At 63.2% G+C, this 18,939-nt stretch carries 18 protein-coding genes; 17 read left to right on the forward strand and 1 reads right to left on the reverse strand.

Features of this window, described 5'->3' with window-relative positions; genetic code table 11:
• Window positions 1-3: 3 nt before the first annotated feature.
• From ybeY to Q7S20_00835, 17 genes are all read left to right on the forward strand, one after another.
• Window positions 4-447 (forward strand): rRNA maturation RNase YbeY, encoded by a 444-nt coding sequence (gene ybeY / locus Q7S20_00755; GenBank protein MDO8500355.1) that lies wholly within the window; start codon window positions 4-6, stop codon window positions 445-447.
• A complete protein-coding gene (meaB, locus tag Q7S20_00760; GenBank protein MDO8500356.1) occupies window positions 431-1,498 on the forward strand; it encodes a methylmalonyl Co-A mutase-associated GTPase MeaB in 1,068 nt (355 codons plus the stop codon). The genes ybeY and meaB overlap by 17 nt, the downstream gene beginning before the upstream one ends.
• Window positions 1,499-3,055, forward strand: a complete 1,557-nt coding sequence (locus Q7S20_00765; GenBank protein ID MDO8500357.1) for a methylmalonyl-CoA mutase family protein — start codon at window positions 1,499-1,501, stop codon at window positions 3,053-3,055.
• Window positions 3,056-3,159: 104 nt separating this feature from the next.
• Window positions 3,160-3,807 (forward strand): methyltransferase domain-containing protein, encoded by a 648-nt coding sequence (locus Q7S20_00770; GenBank protein MDO8500358.1) that lies wholly within the window; start codon window positions 3,160-3,162, stop codon window positions 3,805-3,807.
• A 67-nt stretch (window positions 3,808-3,874) separates the two neighbouring features.
• A complete protein-coding gene (locus Q7S20_00775; GenBank protein MDO8500359.1) occupies window positions 3,875-4,300 on the forward strand; it encodes a cobalamin B12-binding domain-containing protein in 426 nt (141 codons plus the stop codon).
• 1 nt (window position 4,301) lies between these two features.
• Complete coding sequence (locus Q7S20_00780; GenBank protein MDO8500360.1) at window positions 4,302-5,981, forward strand: carboxyl transferase domain-containing protein; 1,680 nt, start codon at window positions 4,302-4,304, stop codon at window positions 5,979-5,981.
• A complete protein-coding gene (locus Q7S20_00785; protein ID MDO8500361.1) occupies window positions 5,978-7,345 on the forward strand; it encodes an acyclic terpene utilization AtuA family protein in 1,368 nt (455 codons plus the stop codon). Before Q7S20_00780 ends, Q7S20_00785 begins: the two co-directional genes overlap by 4 nt.
• Window positions 7,345-7,707 carry a hypothetical protein gene (locus tag Q7S20_00790; GenBank protein MDO8500362.1) on the forward strand — a complete coding sequence of 121 codons (363 nt, stop codon included), beginning with the start codon at window positions 7,345-7,347 and terminating at the stop codon, window positions 7,705-7,707. The genes Q7S20_00785 and Q7S20_00790 overlap by 1 nt, the downstream gene beginning before the upstream one ends.
• The gene (locus Q7S20_00795; GenBank protein ID MDO8500363.1) at window positions 7,704-7,868 is read left to right on the forward strand and encodes a hypothetical protein; all 165 of its coding nucleotides are present in this window, start codon (window positions 7,704-7,706) and stop codon (window positions 7,866-7,868) included. The genes Q7S20_00790 and Q7S20_00795 overlap by 4 nt, the downstream gene beginning before the upstream one ends.
• Window positions 7,865-8,767, forward strand: coding sequence for an aminotransferase class IV (locus Q7S20_00800; protein ID MDO8500364.1), 903 nt, complete (start codon window positions 7,865-7,867; stop codon window positions 8,765-8,767). The genes Q7S20_00795 and Q7S20_00800 overlap by 4 nt, the downstream gene beginning before the upstream one ends.
• A gap of 16 nt (window positions 8,768-8,783) precedes the next feature.
• The gene (locus tag Q7S20_00805; protein ID MDO8500365.1) at window positions 8,784-11,297 is read left to right on the forward strand and encodes a U32 family peptidase; all 2,514 of its coding nucleotides are present in this window, start codon (window positions 8,784-8,786) and stop codon (window positions 11,295-11,297) included.
• Window positions 11,298-11,440: 143 nt separating this feature from the next.
• Complete coding sequence (locus tag Q7S20_00810) at window positions 11,441-13,501, forward strand: ATP-dependent DNA helicase RecQ (GenBank protein ID MDO8500366.1); 2,061 nt, start codon at window positions 11,441-11,443, stop codon at window positions 13,499-13,501.
• A 3-nt stretch (window positions 13,502-13,504) separates the two neighbouring features.
• On the forward strand, window positions 13,505-14,719 hold the full coding sequence (locus Q7S20_00815) for an acyl-CoA dehydrogenase (GenBank protein ID MDO8500367.1): 1,215 nt from the start codon (window positions 13,505-13,507) through the stop codon (window positions 14,717-14,719).
• The gene (locus Q7S20_00820) at window positions 14,716-15,264 is read left to right on the forward strand and encodes an isoprenylcysteine carboxylmethyltransferase family protein (GenBank protein MDO8500368.1); all 549 of its coding nucleotides are present in this window, start codon (window positions 14,716-14,718) and stop codon (window positions 15,262-15,264) included. Before Q7S20_00815 ends, Q7S20_00820 begins: the two co-directional genes overlap by 4 nt.
• A gap of 240 nt (window positions 15,265-15,504) precedes the next feature.
• A complete protein-coding gene (locus tag Q7S20_00825; GenBank protein ID MDO8500369.1) occupies window positions 15,505-17,112 on the forward strand; it encodes an Rne/Rng family ribonuclease in 1,608 nt (535 codons plus the stop codon).
• 185 nt (window positions 17,113-17,297) lie between these two features.
• Entirely contained in the window at window positions 17,298-17,825 is a 528-nt protein-coding gene (locus Q7S20_00830) for a hypothetical protein (GenBank protein MDO8500370.1), read from the forward strand.
• Window positions 17,822-18,685 carry a hypothetical protein gene (locus Q7S20_00835; protein ID MDO8500371.1) on the forward strand — a complete coding sequence of 288 codons (864 nt, stop codon included), beginning with the start codon at window positions 17,822-17,824 and terminating at the stop codon, window positions 18,683-18,685. The genes Q7S20_00830 and Q7S20_00835 overlap by 4 nt, the downstream gene beginning before the upstream one ends.
• Here Q7S20_00835 and Q7S20_00840 read toward each other — a convergent pair.
• Window positions 18,680-18,939: hypothetical protein (locus Q7S20_00840; GenBank protein MDO8500372.1), on the reverse strand; the 260-nt coding region annotated here is incomplete at its 5' end. The two genes, Q7S20_00835 and Q7S20_00840, sit on opposite strands and share 6 nt — an antisense overlap.

Genomic DNA, 18,939 nt, shown 5'->3' on the forward strand with positions numbered 1-18,939 from the left:
GCGATGAATCCGGCGCGAGTCGTCACAGAGGTCTCATCCACCGTCCGGCGGCTCGCGATCCGTCCGGCAAGAGTGCGTGAGCTCGTCGAGGCGACTCTTGCCGCGGAGAAGATCCGTGACGCCATGGTCTCCGTCGCGTTCGTGGGGCGCGCGACCATTGCACGAATCAATCATGAATATCTCGGGCACGATGGTGCGACGGATGTGATTTCCTTCGGGATGGGTCGCGAAGCGCCGGGTATGCCGGCCGTTGGCGACGTCTACATCTGTCCCGAAGTGGCGTCGCGCAACGCCAGGCGACTCGGTATTTCCGAGAGGGAGGAGCTGTCGCGCCTCGTCGTTCACGGCACGCTACATGTCGTCGGACACGACCATCCGGATGACGAGTCGCGCACCCGTTCGAAGATGTGGAAGAAACAGGAAAGGATTCTTGCAGCCCGCGACTGAGCGTCTGCTCGCAAACTTCGCCGCGCGAAAGAGCTCCGCGCTCGCGCGCGTGGTGAGCATCGTCGAGAACCAGCGGTCCGGCGTGGACGACGTCCTCGCACACCTGCATCCGAAGCTCGGAAATGCGCGCCGCATCGGCATCACCGGTCCGCCGGGAGCAGGCAAGAGCACCATCATATCGCTCGTCACGCGCGAGTTCCGGGGCGCCGGACTCACCGTCGGCATCGTATGCGTGGATCCCACCTCTCCGTTCACCGGCGGCGCGCTGCTGGGTGACAGGGTGCGAATGGACAGTGTCGCGCTCGACGAGGGAGTGTTCATCCGCTCGATGGCTACGCGCGGCTCGCTCGGCGGTCTCGCTGCGGCGACGCGCGAAGTTGCCGACGTGCTCGATGGATATGGCTTCGATCGGGTGATCATCGAGACCGTCGGCGTTGGACAGTCCGAGCTGGATGTCGCGCGAACGGCGGACACGACGATGGTCGTGCTCGTGCCCGAATCGGGGGATTCGATTCAGACCCTCAAGGCGGGGGTGATGGAGATCGCCGATGTGTTCGTCATCAACAAGTCGGATCGCCCTGGCGCCGACAGGCTTCGCAACGACGTAGAGCTGATGCTCGGGCTGAGAAAAGGGAGCAGCTACCCGAACATGCCCGCGCACCATGGCGTTGATCTCAAGCGCATAATGAATCCTGCCCGCGTCGCGAGAGAGGAAGCGGCGGCGAGGAATGCGGATGTCTGGACACCGCCCGTGCTCCGGTCCGTTGCCGCGAAAGGCGAAGGCATTCAGGAAATCGTCGAGTCTCTGGACCGCCACTTCAGTTATCTTGAGCGGACCGGCGCGCTCCGCGCGCGGCGGCGCGAGCGCATGGTCGAGCGCGTGGTCGAGGTCGCCGAGCGGAAGATGCGACGCCGCCTGTGGGGCGTTCCGGCGACAATGGAATGGCTCCATGGCCGGGTGGATGAGCTGGAAGCGGGAGCGGTTACGCCGTACGCGGTTGCGGACGATCTCCTCGCTGCATACGGAGACCTCGTGAAAGGGGTGACATAAATGACAGAAGTCAATCCGCTCTACACCGCGCTCGACACCGCGGGGCTCGCCGAAGCGGATCTGGGAATGCCGGGCGCGTTCCCATATACCAGGGGCATTCATCCCAGCGGCTATCGCGGAAAGCTCTGGACGATGCGGCAGTTCGCCGGCTTCGGAAGCGCCAGCGATACCAACGAGCGGTACAAGTTCCTCCTTGCGCACGGTCAGACGGGATTGTCCGTTGCATTCGATTTCCCCACGCTGATGGGCTACGACTCCGATCACCCCCGGTCGGAGGGAGAAGTGGGCAAGTGCGGCGTCGCCATTTCCAGTCTCGCCGACATGGAGGTTCTCTTCGACGGGATTCCGCTCGACAAGGTCTCCACGTCCATGACCATCAACGGACCGGCGGTCATCCTCTACTGCTTCTATCTCGCCGCCGCTGAAAAGCAGGGAGTGGATCTCGCGAGTCTCCGCGGAACCATTCAGAACGACATCCTCAAGGAGTACATGGCGCAGCACGCATGGGTTTTTCCCATCGAGCCCGCCCTGCGCCTGATTGTGGATTGCTTCGAATGGTCGGCGGAGCACGTGCCGCAGTGGAATACGATCTCGATCTCCGGATACCACATCCGGGAGGCCGGTGCGACGGCGGCGCAGGAGCTGGCGTTCACTCTCGCGGACGGGTTCACCTACGTCGAGCGCGGCATCGCGCGCGGGCTCGACGTTGACACCTTCGCGCCGCGCCTGTCGTTCTTCTGGGACATCCACAACGATTTCTTCGAGGAGATTGCCAAGCTGCGCGCGGCGCGCCGCATATGGGCTCGGCACATGCGCGACCGCTACGGGGCGAAGGATCCGCGATCGCTCGTCATGCGGTTTCATTCGCAGACGGCCGGCGTGACGCTCACCGCCCAGCAGCCGATGAACAACATCGTCCGCGTCGCATATCAGGCGATGGCGGCGGTGCTCGGCGGAACGCAGTCGCTGCATACCAACTCGATGGACGAAACCCTTGCGCTGCCCACCGAGGAGTCGGTGCAGGTCGCGCTTCGGACGCAGCAGGTGCTCGCCTACGAGACCGGCGTACCGAATGTCATGGATCCCCTTGGTGGCTCGTACTACGTCGAGGCGCTCACGTCTCAGCTCGAGGAGGAGGCGGAAATCCTTTTCCGCCAGATAGATGAGGTGGGGGGAGTGGTGCAGGGTCTCGAGACCGGATGGCTGCAGCGCAAAATCGCCGAGTCGGCCGCTCGCCAGCAGTGGGAGATCGAGCAGCACCGACGCGTGATCGTCGGGGTCAACGAGTTCGTTACCGACGAGCCCGAGCTTACAATCCCGCTGCTGAAGATCGGGAACACCGAAGCGGAGCAGCGCGAGCGTCTGGCGCATCTGCGCTCCACGCGCGACAACGCGCTTGTCGAGAAGCGGCTTGGCGAGCTTCGCGACGCGGCGCGCACGAACGAGAACACGATGCCCCACATCCTCGACGCAGCCCGCGCCTACTGCACGCTTTACGAGATTCGCGCCGCAATGGAGGATGTCTTCGGCGCGTACCGCGAGCCCGTCTTCTTCTGAAGAAGAAACCGGAATGGTGGGAGTCGTACTTCGACGCCCACTACCTTCTCGAGTACGAGCCCATCTTCACTCCCGAGCGTGATCGCTCGGAGGTGGCGCGGGTGATGGATGTGCTGGGCCTTCCGTCCGATTCGCGCATCCTCGATGTGCCATGCGGACAGGGCCGGCATACTCATCTCCTTGCCGAAGCCGGTTATCGCGTCGAAGGTCTCGATTTCTCCGAGACGCTTCTGCGGCTGGCCAGACGCCGCGGCACCGGGCCTGCTTTGCACTACACACGCGGGGACATGCGCCGCATGCCGGGCAGGTGGACCGGCCGGTTCGACGCCGTGCTCAACCTCTTTACGTCGTTCGGGTTTTTCGCCGATCCGTCCGATGACGCAGCCGTGATCCGCGAGTTCGCTCGCGTGCTAAAGCCCGGGGGCGTTCTCCTGTGGCATGGCGGCAGCCGCGATGGCGTGATGGCGCGCTTTCTTTCGCGCGACTGGTGGGAGACGAGCGACAAGACGATCGTCGCTCACGAAAGGTCCTTCGACCCGCTCTCGGGAGTCCTCACGATCGAATCGACGTGGCGCGGCGCGGCGAAGCGTCCCGGGCGCCGGACGCACCGCATCCGTCTCTACACCGCCACGCGGCTCGCCGAGCTGTGCGCTGCGGCAGGCCTCATAGTGGAAACGGCGTTCGACGGATTCAGCCGCAAGCCGCTCACCGGGCGATCGAGCGAGATGCTCCTCGTCGCGAGGAAGACGTGACAGAGCCGCCAACCTGGCGCCCCTGCGTTGCCGCTTCCTTTCGCTCTCTGCTAACTTTGATCCCTGTATGAGACCAATCCGAATCATTGTCGCCAAGCCTGGTCTGGACGGACACGATCGTGGCGCGAAGGTCGTCGCGGCGGCCCTCCGCGACGCGGGCATGGAAGTGATCTACACTGGCCTCCACCAGACTCCTGAGATGATCGCCGCGGCGGCCGTTCAGGAAGACGCCGACGTCATCGGGCTCTCGATCCTGAGCGGAGCGCACATGACGCTCATTCCCCGTGTTCGCCGGCTGGTGAACGAACAGGGACGGGACGATATCCTCATCACCGGTGGAGGCATCATTCCGAAAGAGGACATGGATGCTCTCCAGGCGCAGGGGATTGGACGGCTGTTCGGCCCCGGAACGCCCACTACGGAGCTGATCGCATACATCAAGGACTGGTTCGCCACCCGCGAGGCTCAGGACACATCCGCCGCGGGCGCGTGACGTGACACCGCGCCTCCGCGAGCTGAGCGCAGAAGTCCGCGATCTCGAAAAGAAGCTGCGTCGTGGTGGCGGCCCCGAGCGTATCGCGAAGCTTCACCAGCAGGGAAAGCTCTCCGCACGCGAGCGCGTGGAAAAGCTGTGCGATCCCGGCGCGCGTTTTCTCGAGGTCGGCCTTCTCGTCGCATACGACCAGTACGAGGGGCAGGCGCCCGCCGCGGGAGTCGTGACCGGGGTCGGGATGATCCATGGTCGCGAAGTCGTCGTCGTGGCAAACGACGCGACCGTCAAGGCCGGCTCATGGTGGCCCGAGACGATCCGGAAGATTCTCCGGGCGCAGGAGATCGCGATGCGCTGCCGCGTTCCGATCATATACCTCGTAGACTCGGCTGGCGTGAACCTTCCGTACCAGGGCGGTGTCTTTCCCGGTCAGTACGGCGCGGCGCGCATCTTCTATTACAACTCCATCATGCGCCGGTATCTGCGCGTACCGCAGCTCGCGGCCGTGATGGGACAATGCGTCGCCGGCGGCGCGTATCTCCCCGCGCTCTCCGATGTCATTCTCATGGTGAAGGGAACGTCCTTCATGGGGCTCGGCGGACCCAACCTCGTCAAGGGCGCCACCGGTGAGACGGTGGACTCGGAGACGCTCGGCGGCGCCACGACCCATACCGAGATCAGCGGTGTCGCCCACTACGCGCTCGACACCGAGGACGAATGTCTCGCGAAGCTGCGCGATCTCGTGCAGCGTCTCCCGGGCCCGGCGGAGCATTCGACTCCGGCGGATGCCTACGCCATTCGCTTCCGGTTTGCGAGTGATCGGTGTGGCGCCCCCGAGTCTCCGCGCGATGGCGACACGACGGCGGCACAGGCTGAAGCGCTGTACGATCTGCTGCCGTCGGATCATCGCATGTCGTACGATATGCACGCGCTCCTCTCGGCGATTCTCGATGGCGGGAAGCTCGATGAGTTTCAGTCGGAGCTCGCGCGAGAGATGATCTGCGGCGACGCGACGATCGAGGGGATTCCCATCGGCGTGATCGCCAACGAGCGCGGCCTCATTCGTGGACGCGCCGGAGAGAAACCCCGGTTCGGCGGCATCGTTTACGCCGAGAGCGCCGAGAAGGTCGCGTACTTCATCGATCGCTGCGATCGGCAGGGAATTCCGCTGCTCTTCGTGCAGGATGTGTCCGGCTTCATGGTTGGGCCCGAAGCCGAACAGGGCGGGATCATCCGCGCCGGAGCGCGCTTCGTCGAAGCAATGGCGACGACAACGGTGCCGAAAATCGTGCTCACCGTCAATCACGCCTCCGGAGCGGGCTACTATGCGATGGCGGGGCAGGGCTTCGATCCCGATTTCATCTTCAGCTGGCCGACTGGACGAATGGCGGTGATGGAAGGAGAGTCTGCGATTCGGGCGGTGCACGGTCCCGCGCTCGACACGGCGAAGAAGAACGGCGAGGCGCCGCCGGCCGAAGTAACGGCGTCGGTCGAAGCGATGCGCGCCGACTACGAGCATCAGCTTGACGCGCGATACGCCGGAGCACGCGGGTACATAGACGCCATCGTCTATCCGGAAGAGACGCGCGAAGTGCTTGCCATGTCCTTTCGCACTGCGCTCCAGAACAAGGGTCCACACCTCGGCGCGTTCGTGTTGCCGCCGCACCTCGGAGAAATGAAGTGAAGCAACTGGTTCGCGTCGCCAGCGGGCAGGGATTCTGGGGCGACTCACTCGAAGCGCCGCGTCAGCAGGTGGAAGGCGGCGACGTGGACTACCTGATGCTCGATTATCTGGCGGAAGTGACGATGTCCATCCTCCAGAAGCAGAAAGAGCGCGATCCGAAGATGGGCTACGCGCGCGACTTCGTTGGCGCGGTCGAGAGCGTCCTGCCCGCGGTCCTCGAGCGCGGCGTTCGCGTCGTGGCCAATGCGGGAGGCGTGAATCCGCCTGCGTGCGCAGCGGCGGTGCGCGCGCTCGCGTCGTCGGGCTCGTCGGCTGAGCGGCTGCGTATTGCAGTAGTGACGGGCGACGACTTGCTCGGGCGGCTCGAGGAGTTGATCGCCAACGGGCACGAGCTGGCCAACATGGAGACCGGCGAGCCGCTTTCCTCGATCATGGATCGCGTCCTCTCCGCGAACGCATACATCGGATCCACGCCGATCGTCGAAGGCCTGTCGCGGGGCGCCAACATCGTGATCACCGGTCGCTCGACCGATACGGCGCTCACGATGGCTCCTTTGCGATACGAATTCGAATGGGGCGCGACCGACTGGGATCGTCTCGCGGCTGGCATCATCGCCGGCCACATCATCGAGTGCGGCGCGCAGTGCTCGGGCGGAAACTGCCTCTACGACTGGCGGTCCATTCCCGATCTCGCGAACGTCGGTTATCCCATCGCCGAGGCGAGCCCTGACGGCAGCTTCGTCATAACCAAGCACGAAGGGACCGGAGGAAGAGTCTCGGTCCCATCCGTTACGGAACAGCTCGTCTATGAGATGGGCGATCCACACGAGTACATCACTCCGGACGTAGTCGCCGATTTCACGAGCATCCGACTCGAGGATGCGGGGCCTGATCGCGTGCGCGTATTCGGCATCAAGGGCCGCCCCGCAACCGACAAGCTGAAGGTGTCGGTTGCGTACCGCGCCGGATTCAAGGCGGTTGGAACGCTGGTCTACTCCTGGCCGGAGGCACTGGACAAGGCGCAGGCCGCCGACCGCATCCTCCGTGAAAGGCTCGATCGGCTCGGACTTCACTTCGACCAGATACTGACCGAGTATGTCGGTGTTTCGGCGACGCACGGCATTCTCGCGTCGGAGTCTGGAGGAAGCAGGGACATTCCGGAGGTGCAGCTTCGCGTTGGCGTGCGCGGCCAGAGCCGCAGCGATGTCGAGAGGTTCACCCGCGAGATCGCCCCTCTCGTCCTGAACGGTCCTCCAAGTGTGACGGGGTTTGCTGGCGGGCGGCCTAAAGTGGAAGAGATCGTCGCCTATTGGCCGGCTCTGATAGACAAGAGCGTCGTGACGACTCACGTGGAGATCGTCTGATGAAGATCCGTCTTCTCGACATCGCGCACGCTCGCTCCGGCGACAAGGGCGATACAGCGAACGTCGGTCTCATCGCCCTCAGGCCGGAATGGTACCCGCTCATCCAGCGGCACGTTACGCGAGACGCGGTGGAGAAGCATTTTCACGGCGTGATCGGCGGTCCCGTCGTGCGTTACGAGCTGCCCAATCTCAATGCGCTGAACTTCCTGCTTCATGGCGCGCTGGACGGCGGCGGCACTCTGTCGCTCAAGACGGATGCGCAGGGCAAGGTGTTCTCGACGGCGCTTCTGCGAATGACCCTCGACGTTCCCGACGACGAGGCGCGTGCTGCCGGATTACAGACAGCCGCAGCAAAGACATGACACCGATGACGATGGCCAAGATCACACTGGCGCTCATCGCGGCCATTCTCTTCGCTTACGGCATTCGCGAAGAGGTGCCGGCACTGCGCTGGGCAGCGATCGCCTTTCTTTCTCTCGCGATACTTCTGCGATTCTTCGACCGAGCCAGGAAACAGCCATGACGCCGATTCAGACAGCCGACGCTCCGATTCTTCAGGCGATTCATCCAGCCGCGGGAAGTGACGTCGTCTATTTTGATGGACGATACATCACGAAAGGCGAAGTCCGCGTCTCTCCCGACGATCGGGGATTTCTCCTCGGCGACGGGATCTACGAAGTGGCCGCCGCATACGACGGCCGGTTCATCGCTCTCGACCGGCACATGGACCGTCTGCGGCGCAGTCTGGGCGAAGCACGGATTGACGCTTCTGTCGCCGATCCGCTCGAGACCGTCTTTCAGGAGCTGCTCGAGCGGAACTGGTTCGCGAACTCGGGAAAGGCGATGGTCTATCTGCAGGTGACGCGCGGCGCGGCTCCACGCACTCACGCTTTTCCCAGGACGGCATGCCGGCCGACCGTGTATGCCTACGCGGCTCCATTCCCCGACTTGGGCGATCTCGCGGGAGGCGTCGGGGCGATCACGCGACCAGATCTCCGCTGGTCGAGATGCGACATCAAGACGATCTCGCTGATCGCCAACGTGCTCGCGAATCAGGAAGCCAAGGAGTCCGGGGCGTTCGAGGCGATCCTGATCCGCGACGGTGTTGCCCTCGAAGGAACTCACACGAGCTTCTTCGGCGTGAGCGGGGGAGTCGTGCGCACAGCACCTCTGTCGAATCTCATTCTACCCGGCATCACGCGCGAGCTCGCGATCGAAGCTGCATCGAGGGCCGGGATCGAGGTTCGCGAGGAACCAGTGCCGGCGAATGAGCTGGCGGTGATGGATGAGTTGTTCATCACCGGCACCACCACCGAGGTCGTGCCGATCGTCCGCCTCGATGGCAACCCTGTCGGGAACGGAAGCCCCGGGCCCGTAACACTGCGCATCGCACAGCTGTATCGGGCGGCTATCGGCCTCTGAATCGCTAAGTTGAGAAGTGCCGAAGAGGAACCAGATCCCCGAGCTTCTCTCTCCCGCAGGCTCGTTGGACGCCGTGCGTGCCGCCGTCGCCAATGGCGCCGACGCGGTATACCTCGGCGCTGAGCGCTTCAATGCCCGCGACGAAGGGGCGCAGCTCACGCTCGACGAGGTCGAGGTGGCGTGCCGTCTCGCGCACGCACGAGGCGCGCGGATCTATCTCACTCTCAACACCCTCGTGAAGCCGTCCGAGCTCCGCGACGCGCTGACGTTTCTCGGCGACGCGATTGATCGCGGAGTGGACGCCGCGATCGTGCAGGACATCGGGATCGTGCGATTGATTCAGCGCGTGTATCCCGGTTTCGAGATTCACGGTTCGACGCAGATGACGGTGCATGATGCTTCGGGCGCGGTCGTCATGGTGCGACTCGGCGTCGAGCGGGTGGTGCTGGCCCGTGAAAACACGATCGAGGACATCCAGGCGATCAGGAGCGCTGTTCCCGGGCTCGGCCTCGAGACGTTCATCCACGGAGCGCTCTGCGTCTCGTACTCCGGCCAGTGCTACATGTCCGGCATGATCTCCGAGCGCAGCGCCAACCGGGGCTCGTGTGCGCAGTCGTGCCGAAAGGATTACGTGCTCCGCGACGTCACCTCGAACGAGACACTCGACGCCGGCTACCTGATCTCGGCGCGGGATCTCGGTGCGTACGCCAGTCTCCCGGCGATTGCCGAAGCCGGTGTCGGATGCGTCAAGATCGAAGGCAGAAAGAAGAAGCCGGAGTACGTCGCCGTCGTCACGCGCAACTACAGGCGCACGCTCGATCAGATCGCCGTCGGCGAGCCCTCCGAGCTTCCCTCAGCGGATGTTCAGGATCTCGTCCAGATATTCAGTCGAGGATTCACGCCCGGCATGTACCAGGGGCGCGCCGGGCGCGATTACATCACGCGCTCTCATCCCGACAACCGCGGCGTCGAGCTCGGTGTAGTTGTCAGTTCGGTGAACGGCGAGCTCATCGTGGACGTCTCCTCTCCGCTTGTCGAAGGCGATGGGATCGGCTTCGAGCCGCCCGCCGGCTCGGCTGCGAAGAGTGTCGGCTTCACGGTGGGCGATGTGCGAACGCTCATGACCGGGGCGACCGTCAGGCAGGCGATTCGATCGGGCGCGCAGGTCTCCGCGGGTTGGCGCGTGGTTCGCAGCTACGACACGCGCCTGATGAGCTCGGCGCGAGCGAGCTTTGCCGCCGTCGAGTTGCCTTCTTCCGGCACGCGGCACCGTCTGGACGTGCGAGCGTTTGGATCAGCCGGCAGTCCCCTCAAGCTCGTGTTCGCAGTCGGTGACGATACGGTCTCGATGCGCAGTGACATGGCTCTCGTGCCGGCGCAGAAGCGCGCCCTGGACGTACGGCAGCTGCGCGAGCAACTCGGCCGGCTTGGTGGAACCTCCTTCGCGCTCGGCGACGTCAATGCGTCGGGGCTCGCGGAAGGTCTGTTCATTCCGGTGAGCGAGCTGAATCACATGCGACAATCGGCGGTCGAAGACCTCGAGCAGCGCATCGGCTGGCGGGCAGACGGCGAACGGGAGGAACGGTCGGCGCTCATCGGCCGCGCGATCGATCGTGTCGGTGATGGGACCGCTATCTGGCAGCGCGAAGGCGAGTTGGAGCGCAACGAACGACCGTTCAATCTCGTCGCTGAGACGTTCGATATCGCGGACGCACGCGCCGCGGCCGAGGGTGGCGCGACGGAGATCTGCTTCGATCCTTTTCTGAGGCATCCCGCGCCGCCGGCCGCGCGAGTCCGAAAGCTCGTAGATGAGCTGGCCGGGAAGGGCGTTGCATTCCGGCTTCGTCTGCCGAGTATCGTGCGCCCGACGGAGCGCCACACGCTGACCAAGTGGCTCGCTCTCCGACTTCCCATGTCAACCGGTCACCTCGGTCTTGTTGCCGAACTGTCGGGCGCGGGTCATGATGTCGTCGCCGATTATGCTGTGAACTGCTTCAATCAGCACACCGCCGCAGAACTTTTCGCGATGGGTGCGGAAGGAATCGTGCTTTCAATCGAGCTCACCACCGACGAGATGCTTGCGGTGAGCGGGCCATGGTCCGGAAAGGGATTTCATTCCGTGATCTACGGTCGCCCCGAGGGGATGACGCTCGAGCACTGCGTGCTCTCGGCCGCGTTTGACAGGGAGCCGACCACGTGCAGAGATCTCTGCGTCCGCGATCACACCAACGTCGAGCTGACCGACCCCGCCGGCTACTCGTTCGCCGTGGCGACGGACAGCGCGTGCCGCAACCGGCTGCTGCACTCGCGGCCACTCGAGGCATCGGAGTTCGTTCCGCGGCTGTGGCGGGGAGGCATTCGCAATTACCGGATGCTGTTCAACGTGCCCGGCGACGAAGTGCTGGATATCGCGAAGAGCTATCGGATGTTGCTGGAAGGTCTTGGCGCGGGGGCCGCCACAGCGGGAGTTTCGCCACGCTCCCTTGTCGGATCGGCCTTCACCAGGGGCCACTTTGCGCGCGCCGTCTGACGCATGAGAGTACTCGTTACGGGTGGTGCGGGATTCATCGGAGTTCGTGGAGTCGTTCCGCGCGCAGCCACTCGGCACTCGCGCGCCGTCCACGGCAAAGATTCGATGACGCGGGTTCTGATTCCGCGGACTATCGTTCGCTGATGCCGCGTCCGACCCTCGATGACGCCCGCGCGGCGCTGCGGGCCTCCTTCGGATACGATCAGTTCCGACCCGGCCAGGAGATGGCCATCGAGTCGGTGCTCTCTGGCAAGGACACGCTCGTCGTTCTGCCCACTGGAGGCGGAAAGTCGGTGTGCTACCAGATCCCTGCGCTGGTGCTGCCCGGGCTAACCGTCGTCGTGTCGCCGCTCATTTCCCTGATGAAGGATCAGGTCGATGCGCTCGAGGCGAGAAATCTCCCGGCCGCATATATCAACAGCACGCTCACGTCGGCGCAGGTGTCTGACCGCCTTGCTCGCGCTGCGCGTGGAGAGCTGCGTCTTCTCTATCTCGCGCCCGAGCGATTCGACTTCGGCAACATCACGACGAAGCTCGCCGACATCGGCGTCAGCCTGCTCGCCATTGACGAAGCTCACTGCATCAGCCAGTGGGGGCACGATTTCAGGCCCAGCTATCTGCGCGTCGCGGAAGCCAGGAAGCGCCTCGGATCACCGCCGACCGTGGCGCTCACCGCCACTGCGACCCCCGAAGTCCGTGAGGATATCTGCCGGCAGCTGGCGCTCGAGAACCCGCGCACGATCATCACCGGATTCGATCGCACCAACCTCACGTATCATGTCCTTCCCGCACGCAATGATGCGGAGAAGGACACTCTCCTCGTCGAAACGCTGAGAAAGCATGACGGTCTCGCCGTTGTCTACGCGGCAACGCGAAAGTCCGTTGATCGCCTGAGCTTCATGCTCGAGCAGCAGGGGATATCCGCGGCCGGATATCACGCCGGACTCGACGACGAGCACCGCCGCGATGTGCAGGAAGCGTTCATGAGCGAGCGGATTCGCGCCATCATCGCCACGAATGCGTTCGGCATGGGAATCGATAAACCCAATGTGCGCCTCGTGATTCATCACTCGATGCCCGGAACTCTCGAGGCATACTACCAGGAAGCGGGCCGCGCGGGCCGCGATGGTAATCGTTCCGAGGTATTTCTCCTCCATGCCTTCCCGGACCGCTTCACGCATGAGTTTTTCATCCGCGGCGCGTATCCCGAGAAGGCAGTCGTCGAGCGCGTGTATGACGGCCTGTCGCGGCAGGCACGGAAGCTCGGCACACTTCCCGACTCGGTCGAGCGGATTGTGCCGCTCATCGGAGGCAAGCTGAGCCCGCGTGAAGCGGAGAGCGCGCTTCGCATCCTCACCCACGCTGGCGCGATCGTCGGCGCCGAGAGTTCGGCGTCGCTGGTAACGGTGCGGCTCATCGCGACGCCGGCGAGAATTCGCCGAGATCTCACCGGAGATGCGAACCCCGAGCTCGGTCTTCTGCGCGTTCTATGGCGCGTCGCCGGCGAGCGGCTCAACGCGGGGGCGACGATAGACCTTGACGCGCTTCCTCCGGGCCTCGCGGGAAGATCCAACGCCACCGGACTGCTCGATGCGCTGCAGTCGCGTCAGATCCTGGTCTGGGAGCGACTCGGCGGCGGCCTGCGGTTGTCGAGTCCCGAGGCCCCGCTGGCCCGCTTCCGCGTGGACTGGGCGTCCATCGACCGTCGTCGCGCAGCGGAGCTGTCGAAGCTCGAGGCGGTGCAGCGGTATGCCTACACGAAGGCCTGCCGCCGCGGGTTCGTGCTTCGGTATTTCGGCGATCCCGCCGCCCGCACGAAGTGCGATGGCTGCGACAACTGCCTGGGCATCACCCGACTTCGCGAGCCGAAGAGCGGTGGCGCGTTGAAGGGAGAGAAAACGTCGCGGTCGCGTAAGCGGGGCGTGGCGACCGCCGTGACCGACAGCGACGACATTGCGCTCGGGGCGGCCGACCAGGATCTCCTCGCCGCCCTCAGGCAGAAGCGCCTCGACATCGCACGCCAGCAGAGCGTTCCCGCGTATATTGTATTCTCCGACCGCACTCTCGCGGACATGGCGCTGAGAAGACCGGCGTCGCTGGAGGCCCTCGCGAACGTGCGGGGCGTCGGAGAGATGAAGCTTGCCCGGTACGGCGAGATGTTCCTCGCGGTGATCCGCAATTCCGAAGAAAACGAAGCAGCCTGACAAATGGACGATTCGCTCTATTTCAGCGATCAACACATAGCGGTGCGGGACATGGTGCGCGAATTCGCGCGCGACGAGGTGGCGCCGGTGGCGGCGCGCTTTGATGCGTCCCAGCAATTCCCCTGGGAAAACATCCAGAAGATGGGAGAGCTGGGTCTCCTGGGGATTCCATGGCCCGAGGAGCTCGGCGGTGCCGGCCTCGACACGCTCAGCTACATGATCGCCATCCACGAGATGGCGAAGGTGGATGCGTCGCACGGAATCACAATCTCCGCGCATACCACGCTCGGAACGTCGCCGATCGTGAATTTTGGGACGCAGGAGCAGAAGGAGCGCTTCGTTCCGTTGCTCGCTTCCGGACGCGTCCTCGGTGGTTTCGGCCTGACTGAGCCCACAGCGGGGAGCGATGCCGCCGGGACACGCACGACCGCCGAGCGCAGGGACGGACGTTATGTGCTGAATGGCTCGAAGATTTTCATCACGCACGGCGGCGTCGGGGAGATCTTCATAGTCACCGCTGTGACCGATCGCGACAGCGGCACAAAAGGGATCTCGTCATTCATCCTTACCAAGGAAGCCGATCTCTCGCACCGCGGCACCGCCACGATCGGGCATGAGCCGTCGTTGCCGAACATGCGCGGATTCAGGGCCGGCAAGAAAGAAGACAAACTCGGCTGGCGAGCGTCGGACACTCGCGAGCTGATCTTCGAGGACGTCGATGTTCCCGAAGAAAACCGGCTCGGCAAAGAGGGAATGGGGTTCATCAACTTCATGCAGACTCTCGACTCAGGCCGCATCGGGATCGCCGCACTCTCCCTTGGCATCGCCGAAGGGGCGTTCGAGCAGTCGCTGAAATACGCCTCCGAGCGGCGGCAGTTCGGACGTGCCATAGCGAACTTCCAGGGCATTCAGTTTCAGCTGTCGGACATGGCAACCGAGATCGAGGCGGGCAAGCACCTCATGTATCACGCCGCATGGCTCGCACAGCACAAGCGCCCGTTCGGCAAGGAAGCGGCGATCGCCAAGCTCTTTTGTTCCGAGCTCGCGATGCGAACGACCATCAAGGCCATTCAGATACACGGCGGCTACGGATACACCAAGGATTATCCGGTCGAGCGGATGATGCGCGACGCGAAGATCTGCGAGATCGGCGAAGGAACGTCGGAGATTCAGCGGGTGGTCATCGCCCGGCACCTGCTGCGGGGGCTTCTGGATTGACCTACTCCGAAATCGCAAAGAAACTCCGGCTCCCGCTCGGCTTCATCTTCGGGATCGCTTATCTCATATTGGCGCGCCCGACCCCGCTGACGCTTGCCGTCGGCGGGGCGATTGCGCTCGTCGGCGTCGTCGTCAGAGCGTGGGCGTCCGGTCACATCTCGAAGAATCAGCGTCTCGCCGTAACCGGCCCGTACGCACACACGCGGAACCCGCTTTATTTCGGAAGCTTTCTGATCGGAGCCGGATTCGCGGTCGCAGCGCACTGGGCCCTGCTTCTTGTAGTGATCGCATTCTGGGCTCTGGTGTACGCGCCTACGATGGAGCGGGAGCGGAAGAACATCCGCGAGCGCTTTCCGGACGCTTACGACCGGTATTCCGCGAATGTCCCCGTTTTCGTCCCGCGAGTCACTCCGTGGAAGGACGGAGAAACCGAGGATGAGGGATTCAGCGGATCTCTATATATGAAGCATGGTGAATGGAAGGCGGGAATCACATACCTTCTGGTTATGGGGTGGCTCGTTTTCAGGATGACACGCGGCTTGTAAGTCGTTGTCACTATTGCAAGAAGCGCTCTGATGCCAGTACATTCTGGCATACGACTTTAGCTCCGCCGGGATGGGGGTGTGTGCGCGACTCGCGCCACCCGGCAACATCATCGGCGGGCGCAGACCAATCGGTTCTTCGTACAATCAGGCGTCGCGTCACAGCGCGCCCACACAATAAGGAACATCCGCCAACCGCCTGTGGACGCCGAGTCGCCGTCCGCAGGTGCCTGGCGGTTAACGATGAAAAGAGAACTCCTCATCAACGCCGGCCTGCGCGAGACGCGGGTGGCGATTCTGGAGGACGGGAAGCTCGTGGAGCTTCTCGTTGACCGTCCAGACAACCGCCGCATGGTCGGCGACATCTATCTTGGAAGGGTCGAGGCCGTCCTCCCGGGCATTCAGGCCGCCTTCGTAGACATCGGTACTGAAAAGAGTGCCTTTCTACACGCATCGGACTTGGTCAGGGAATCCGCCGAAGAGGCGGAGGACGACGACGAGGAGGACGATGACGAGGACCCGGCCGAAGACGTTCCAGCCGGACCAAAGAGCAACGGATCTGGGCAGAACGGCGGTGGGGGCGGACGCAGGCGAGGCAGGAACGATGCGCCTCCGATCCAGGACGCACTGAAGCGCGGCCAGGAGATCATGGTCCAGATCTCGAAGGAGCCCATCTCCACCAAGGGGCCCCGCGTCACCGCCCAGATCTCCCTTGCCGGTCGGTTCCTCGTCTACATCCCCGATTCGTCCCGTGTCGGCGTGAGCCGGAAGATTGCGGCAGGCGCGGAGCGGTCGCGCCTCAAGGAGCAGGTCAGCGCCATTCTGCCCGACAAGTCCGGTGGAGTGATTGTGCGCACTGTGAGCGAGGACGTCACCCCCGAGGCGCTCAAGCGAGACCTCGACACGCTCATGGCGCAGTGGAAGAAGATCACGCGAAAGAGCCAGTTTACCCGCGCTCCCGCGCTCCTGCATCGTGAGTCGGGTCTCACGCGTGGTCTCGTCCGGGATCTGTTCAGCACCAAAGTGGACAGTCTGACGATCGATTCCAAGCCGGTCTTCAACGAGGTGAACGAATACCTCAAGACAGTCGCTCCGGAGCTCATCCCGCGCGTCAAGCTTCACGAGGAGAGAATCCCGCTTTTCGACACCGCGGGAATCGAGGCCGAAATCCGGGAGACGTTCAAGCGGCGCTGCGACCTCCCTTCGGGCGGGTACCTGATCGTCGAGCCCACCGAAGCCCTCGTCTCGATAGACGTCAATTCCGGCCGGTACACCGGCAAGAAGGACCCTGAGAAGACGGTTCTCAAGACGAACATGGAGGCCGCCGCGGAAATCGCGCGCCAGCTCCGCCTCCGCGATGTCGGCGGGATCATCGTCTGCGACTTCATTGACATGGAGACAAAGCAGTCGCGCGACAAGGTGTTGCAGGAGCTTCGCACTCATCTGGGCCGCGACCGCGCCCGAACCAAGGCGTTCGCCGTCAGCGATCTCGGACTTATCGAGATGACCCGCCAGAGAGTGCGGCAAAGTCACTACCAGAGCATGACGGAGCCGTGCCCGACTTGCACCGGCACGGGCCGCGTCTTCACCCCAGAAACGATCGTCCGCCGGATGGAGCGGTCGGTGCGGCGGATGGTGGTGGAAGGGCGCCGGGACAACCTCCTCGTCAAACTGCACCCGGATGTCGCCATGTACGTGCTGGAGCAGGAGAGGGAGCTGGTTCAGCGACTCCAGAAGGCCGCGTCCTTCTCCCTCGAGCTGCGCGACGATCCGCTGCTCAAGCCTGATGAATTCAAGCTGGTGGTGAAGGCACAGGGCAGAGACGTGACGCAGCAGTATGCGGTGGCTTAGGACCTGAAATTCGTCGTGGTACCCAGATGCGTTGACACATGCGTTGACACCCAATTGCGTTGACACCCAAATGCGTTGACACCCAAATGTTGACACCCAAATGTTGAACGCCAGTGATAATGTCACCCTGATACGCCAATAGAAATGTCACCCTCCTAGACTGTTCCTCCTGCGAGGAGGAGCACGTGGAGCGGACATCGATGAGCGACCGGGAGTTGTTGCGTGCGACTGTGTTGACTCGGGTGGTAGGGGGCGATCTGGTTTCGGCGGAGGGTGCCGAGCTTCTGGCGCTTTCGGTGCGGCAGGTGAAGCGGCTGAGGAAGCGCTTCGTTGCTTCTGGAGCGAAGGGTCTGGCTCACGGCAACTTGGCGAAGCCGTCGAATCATGCGCACCCGGATGTGCTACGCGCCCATGTAATCGAGTTGATTCGGGAGCGATACGGCGGGCCCGCGGACCGGGGACCGGGTCAGCGGTTCGGACCGACGCTGGTCGCGGAGCATTTGCTGGAAGACGAGGGGATCGGCGTACCGGTATCGACTCTCAGGCGGTGGATGAGGGTCGAGGGTCTCTGGACGAGGAAGCGGAAGTGGTATCACCGTTTCCGGAGGAGAGAGAGGCGGGGCCACTTTGGCGAGTTGATCCAGCTTGACGGAAGCTTCCACGACTGGCTGGAGGATAGAGGGCCGGGCGGGTGTCTGGCGGGTGTCTCATGACGACGACCGACGATGCGACGAGCACGCAGCTGGCTCTTATGGGCAGCGAGGAGACTCTCTGGTCAGCGACAGGACTTCTCAAGTGGTGGGTCGAGAAATACGGCGTGCCGCGCGCACTCTACACCGACTTGAAGACCCTCTATCACTCTCCGGGCAGGGCTGGCAGGGATGATCGGCCACTGACCCGGTTCGGGCTGATGTGCAGCAAGCTCGGCATCGAGCTTATTCCAGCGTCGAGTCCGCAAGCCAAGGGGAGAGTGGAGAGAACTCACGGGACAAACCAGGACCGTCTGGTGAAGAAGCTGAGACTCAAGGGGATATCGGCTCACGAGGAGATGAACCGGTATCTCCGGGAGATTTATCTGCCGGCCCATAACGCACGATTCGCAAAACCGCCTTCAAATCAGGCGGACTATCATCTCCCGCTCAAAGCCGTCATCGGCCGTATGAAGCCCGAGGACATCTGGTGTCGGGAAGATAGCCGGCAGCTGAGCAATGACGGCGTGATCACCTACGGGAACCGGAAGCTCCAGGTCACCGAGCGACGCGACATGCCTCAAGGATCCAAAGTGCTGGTGCGGACAACCGAGGACGGATCTCTGAGGGTGATTTACCGAAGGCTCGTCCAGGGAGAGATGCGAGAGAATGAACTCAAGTGGCAGGAGCACCAGCCAACGCAACGAGAGATGACCGAAGCGAAACTGGCCGACACTCGGACGCCTCCGCGGCCTCCGCGTGACCGGCTTGCTCCACCGCGTCCCGGAGCGAATCATCCCTGGCGCCTGAAGAACAGCATGGACGTGGCTGAAGCACTACAGGTAAAGAGGGAACTTCAAATGCAAACCACACCACAATCATGATGACAAAAAGACCTGAAGAACAGAACCACCCGAGGGTGACATTTCTATTGGCGTAAGATGGGTGACATTTCTATTGGCGTTTGACAAAATGTTGACACCCAAATTGACTTGGGTGTTAAACCAAAGCGATAATGTCCCCTTGATTCCAAGATAGAAATGTCCCCTATCGACTGATCCTGCGGCGGGGGTTGGATCGGTGGAGAGGACGAAGATGTCGCAAGCAGAGCTGTTGCGAGCTGAGGTGTGTGTACGAG

Source organism: Gemmatimonadaceae bacterium (genome assembly GCA_030647905.1).
Taxonomy (GTDB): Bacteria; Gemmatimonadota; Gemmatimonadetes; order Gemmatimonadales; family Gemmatimonadaceae; genus UBA4720.

Coding starts and splice junctions, on each gene's coding strand:
- Q7S20_00770 (MDO8500358.1), top strand. CDS start 3,160: ATGGATGTGCTGGGCCTTCCGTCCGATTCGCGCATCCTCGATGTGCCA.
- Q7S20_00815 (MDO8500367.1), top strand. CDS start 13,505: ATGGACGATTCGCTCTATTTCAGCGATCAACACATAGCGGTGCGGGAC.
- Q7S20_00835 (MDO8500371.1), top strand. CDS start 17,822: ATGACGACGACCGACGATGCGACGAGCACGCAGCTGGCTCTTATGGGC.
- Q7S20_00775 (MDO8500359.1), top strand. CDS start 3,875: ATGAGACCAATCCGAATCATTGTCGCCAAGCCTGGTCTGGACGGACAC.
- Q7S20_00795 (MDO8500363.1), top strand. CDS start 7,704: ATGACACCGATGACGATGGCCAAGATCACACTGGCGCTCATCGCGGCC.
- Q7S20_00800 (MDO8500364.1), top strand. CDS start 7,865: ATGACGCCGATTCAGACAGCCGACGCTCCGATTCTTCAGGCGATTCAT.
- Q7S20_00825 (MDO8500369.1), top strand. CDS start 15,505: ATGAAAAGAGAACTCCTCATCAACGCCGGCCTGCGCGAGACGCGGGTG.
- Q7S20_00790 (MDO8500362.1), top strand. CDS start 7,345: ATGAAGATCCGTCTTCTCGACATCGCGCACGCTCGCTCCGGCGACAAG.
- Q7S20_00765 (MDO8500357.1), top strand. CDS start 1,499: ATGACAGAAGTCAATCCGCTCTACACCGCGCTCGACACCGCGGGGCTC.
- ybeY (MDO8500355.1), top strand. CDS start 4: ATGAATCCGGCGCGAGTCGTCACAGAGGTCTCATCCACCGTCCGGCGG.
- Q7S20_00810 (MDO8500366.1), top strand. CDS start 11,441: ATGCCGCGTCCGACCCTCGATGACGCCCGCGCGGCGCTGCGGGCCTCC.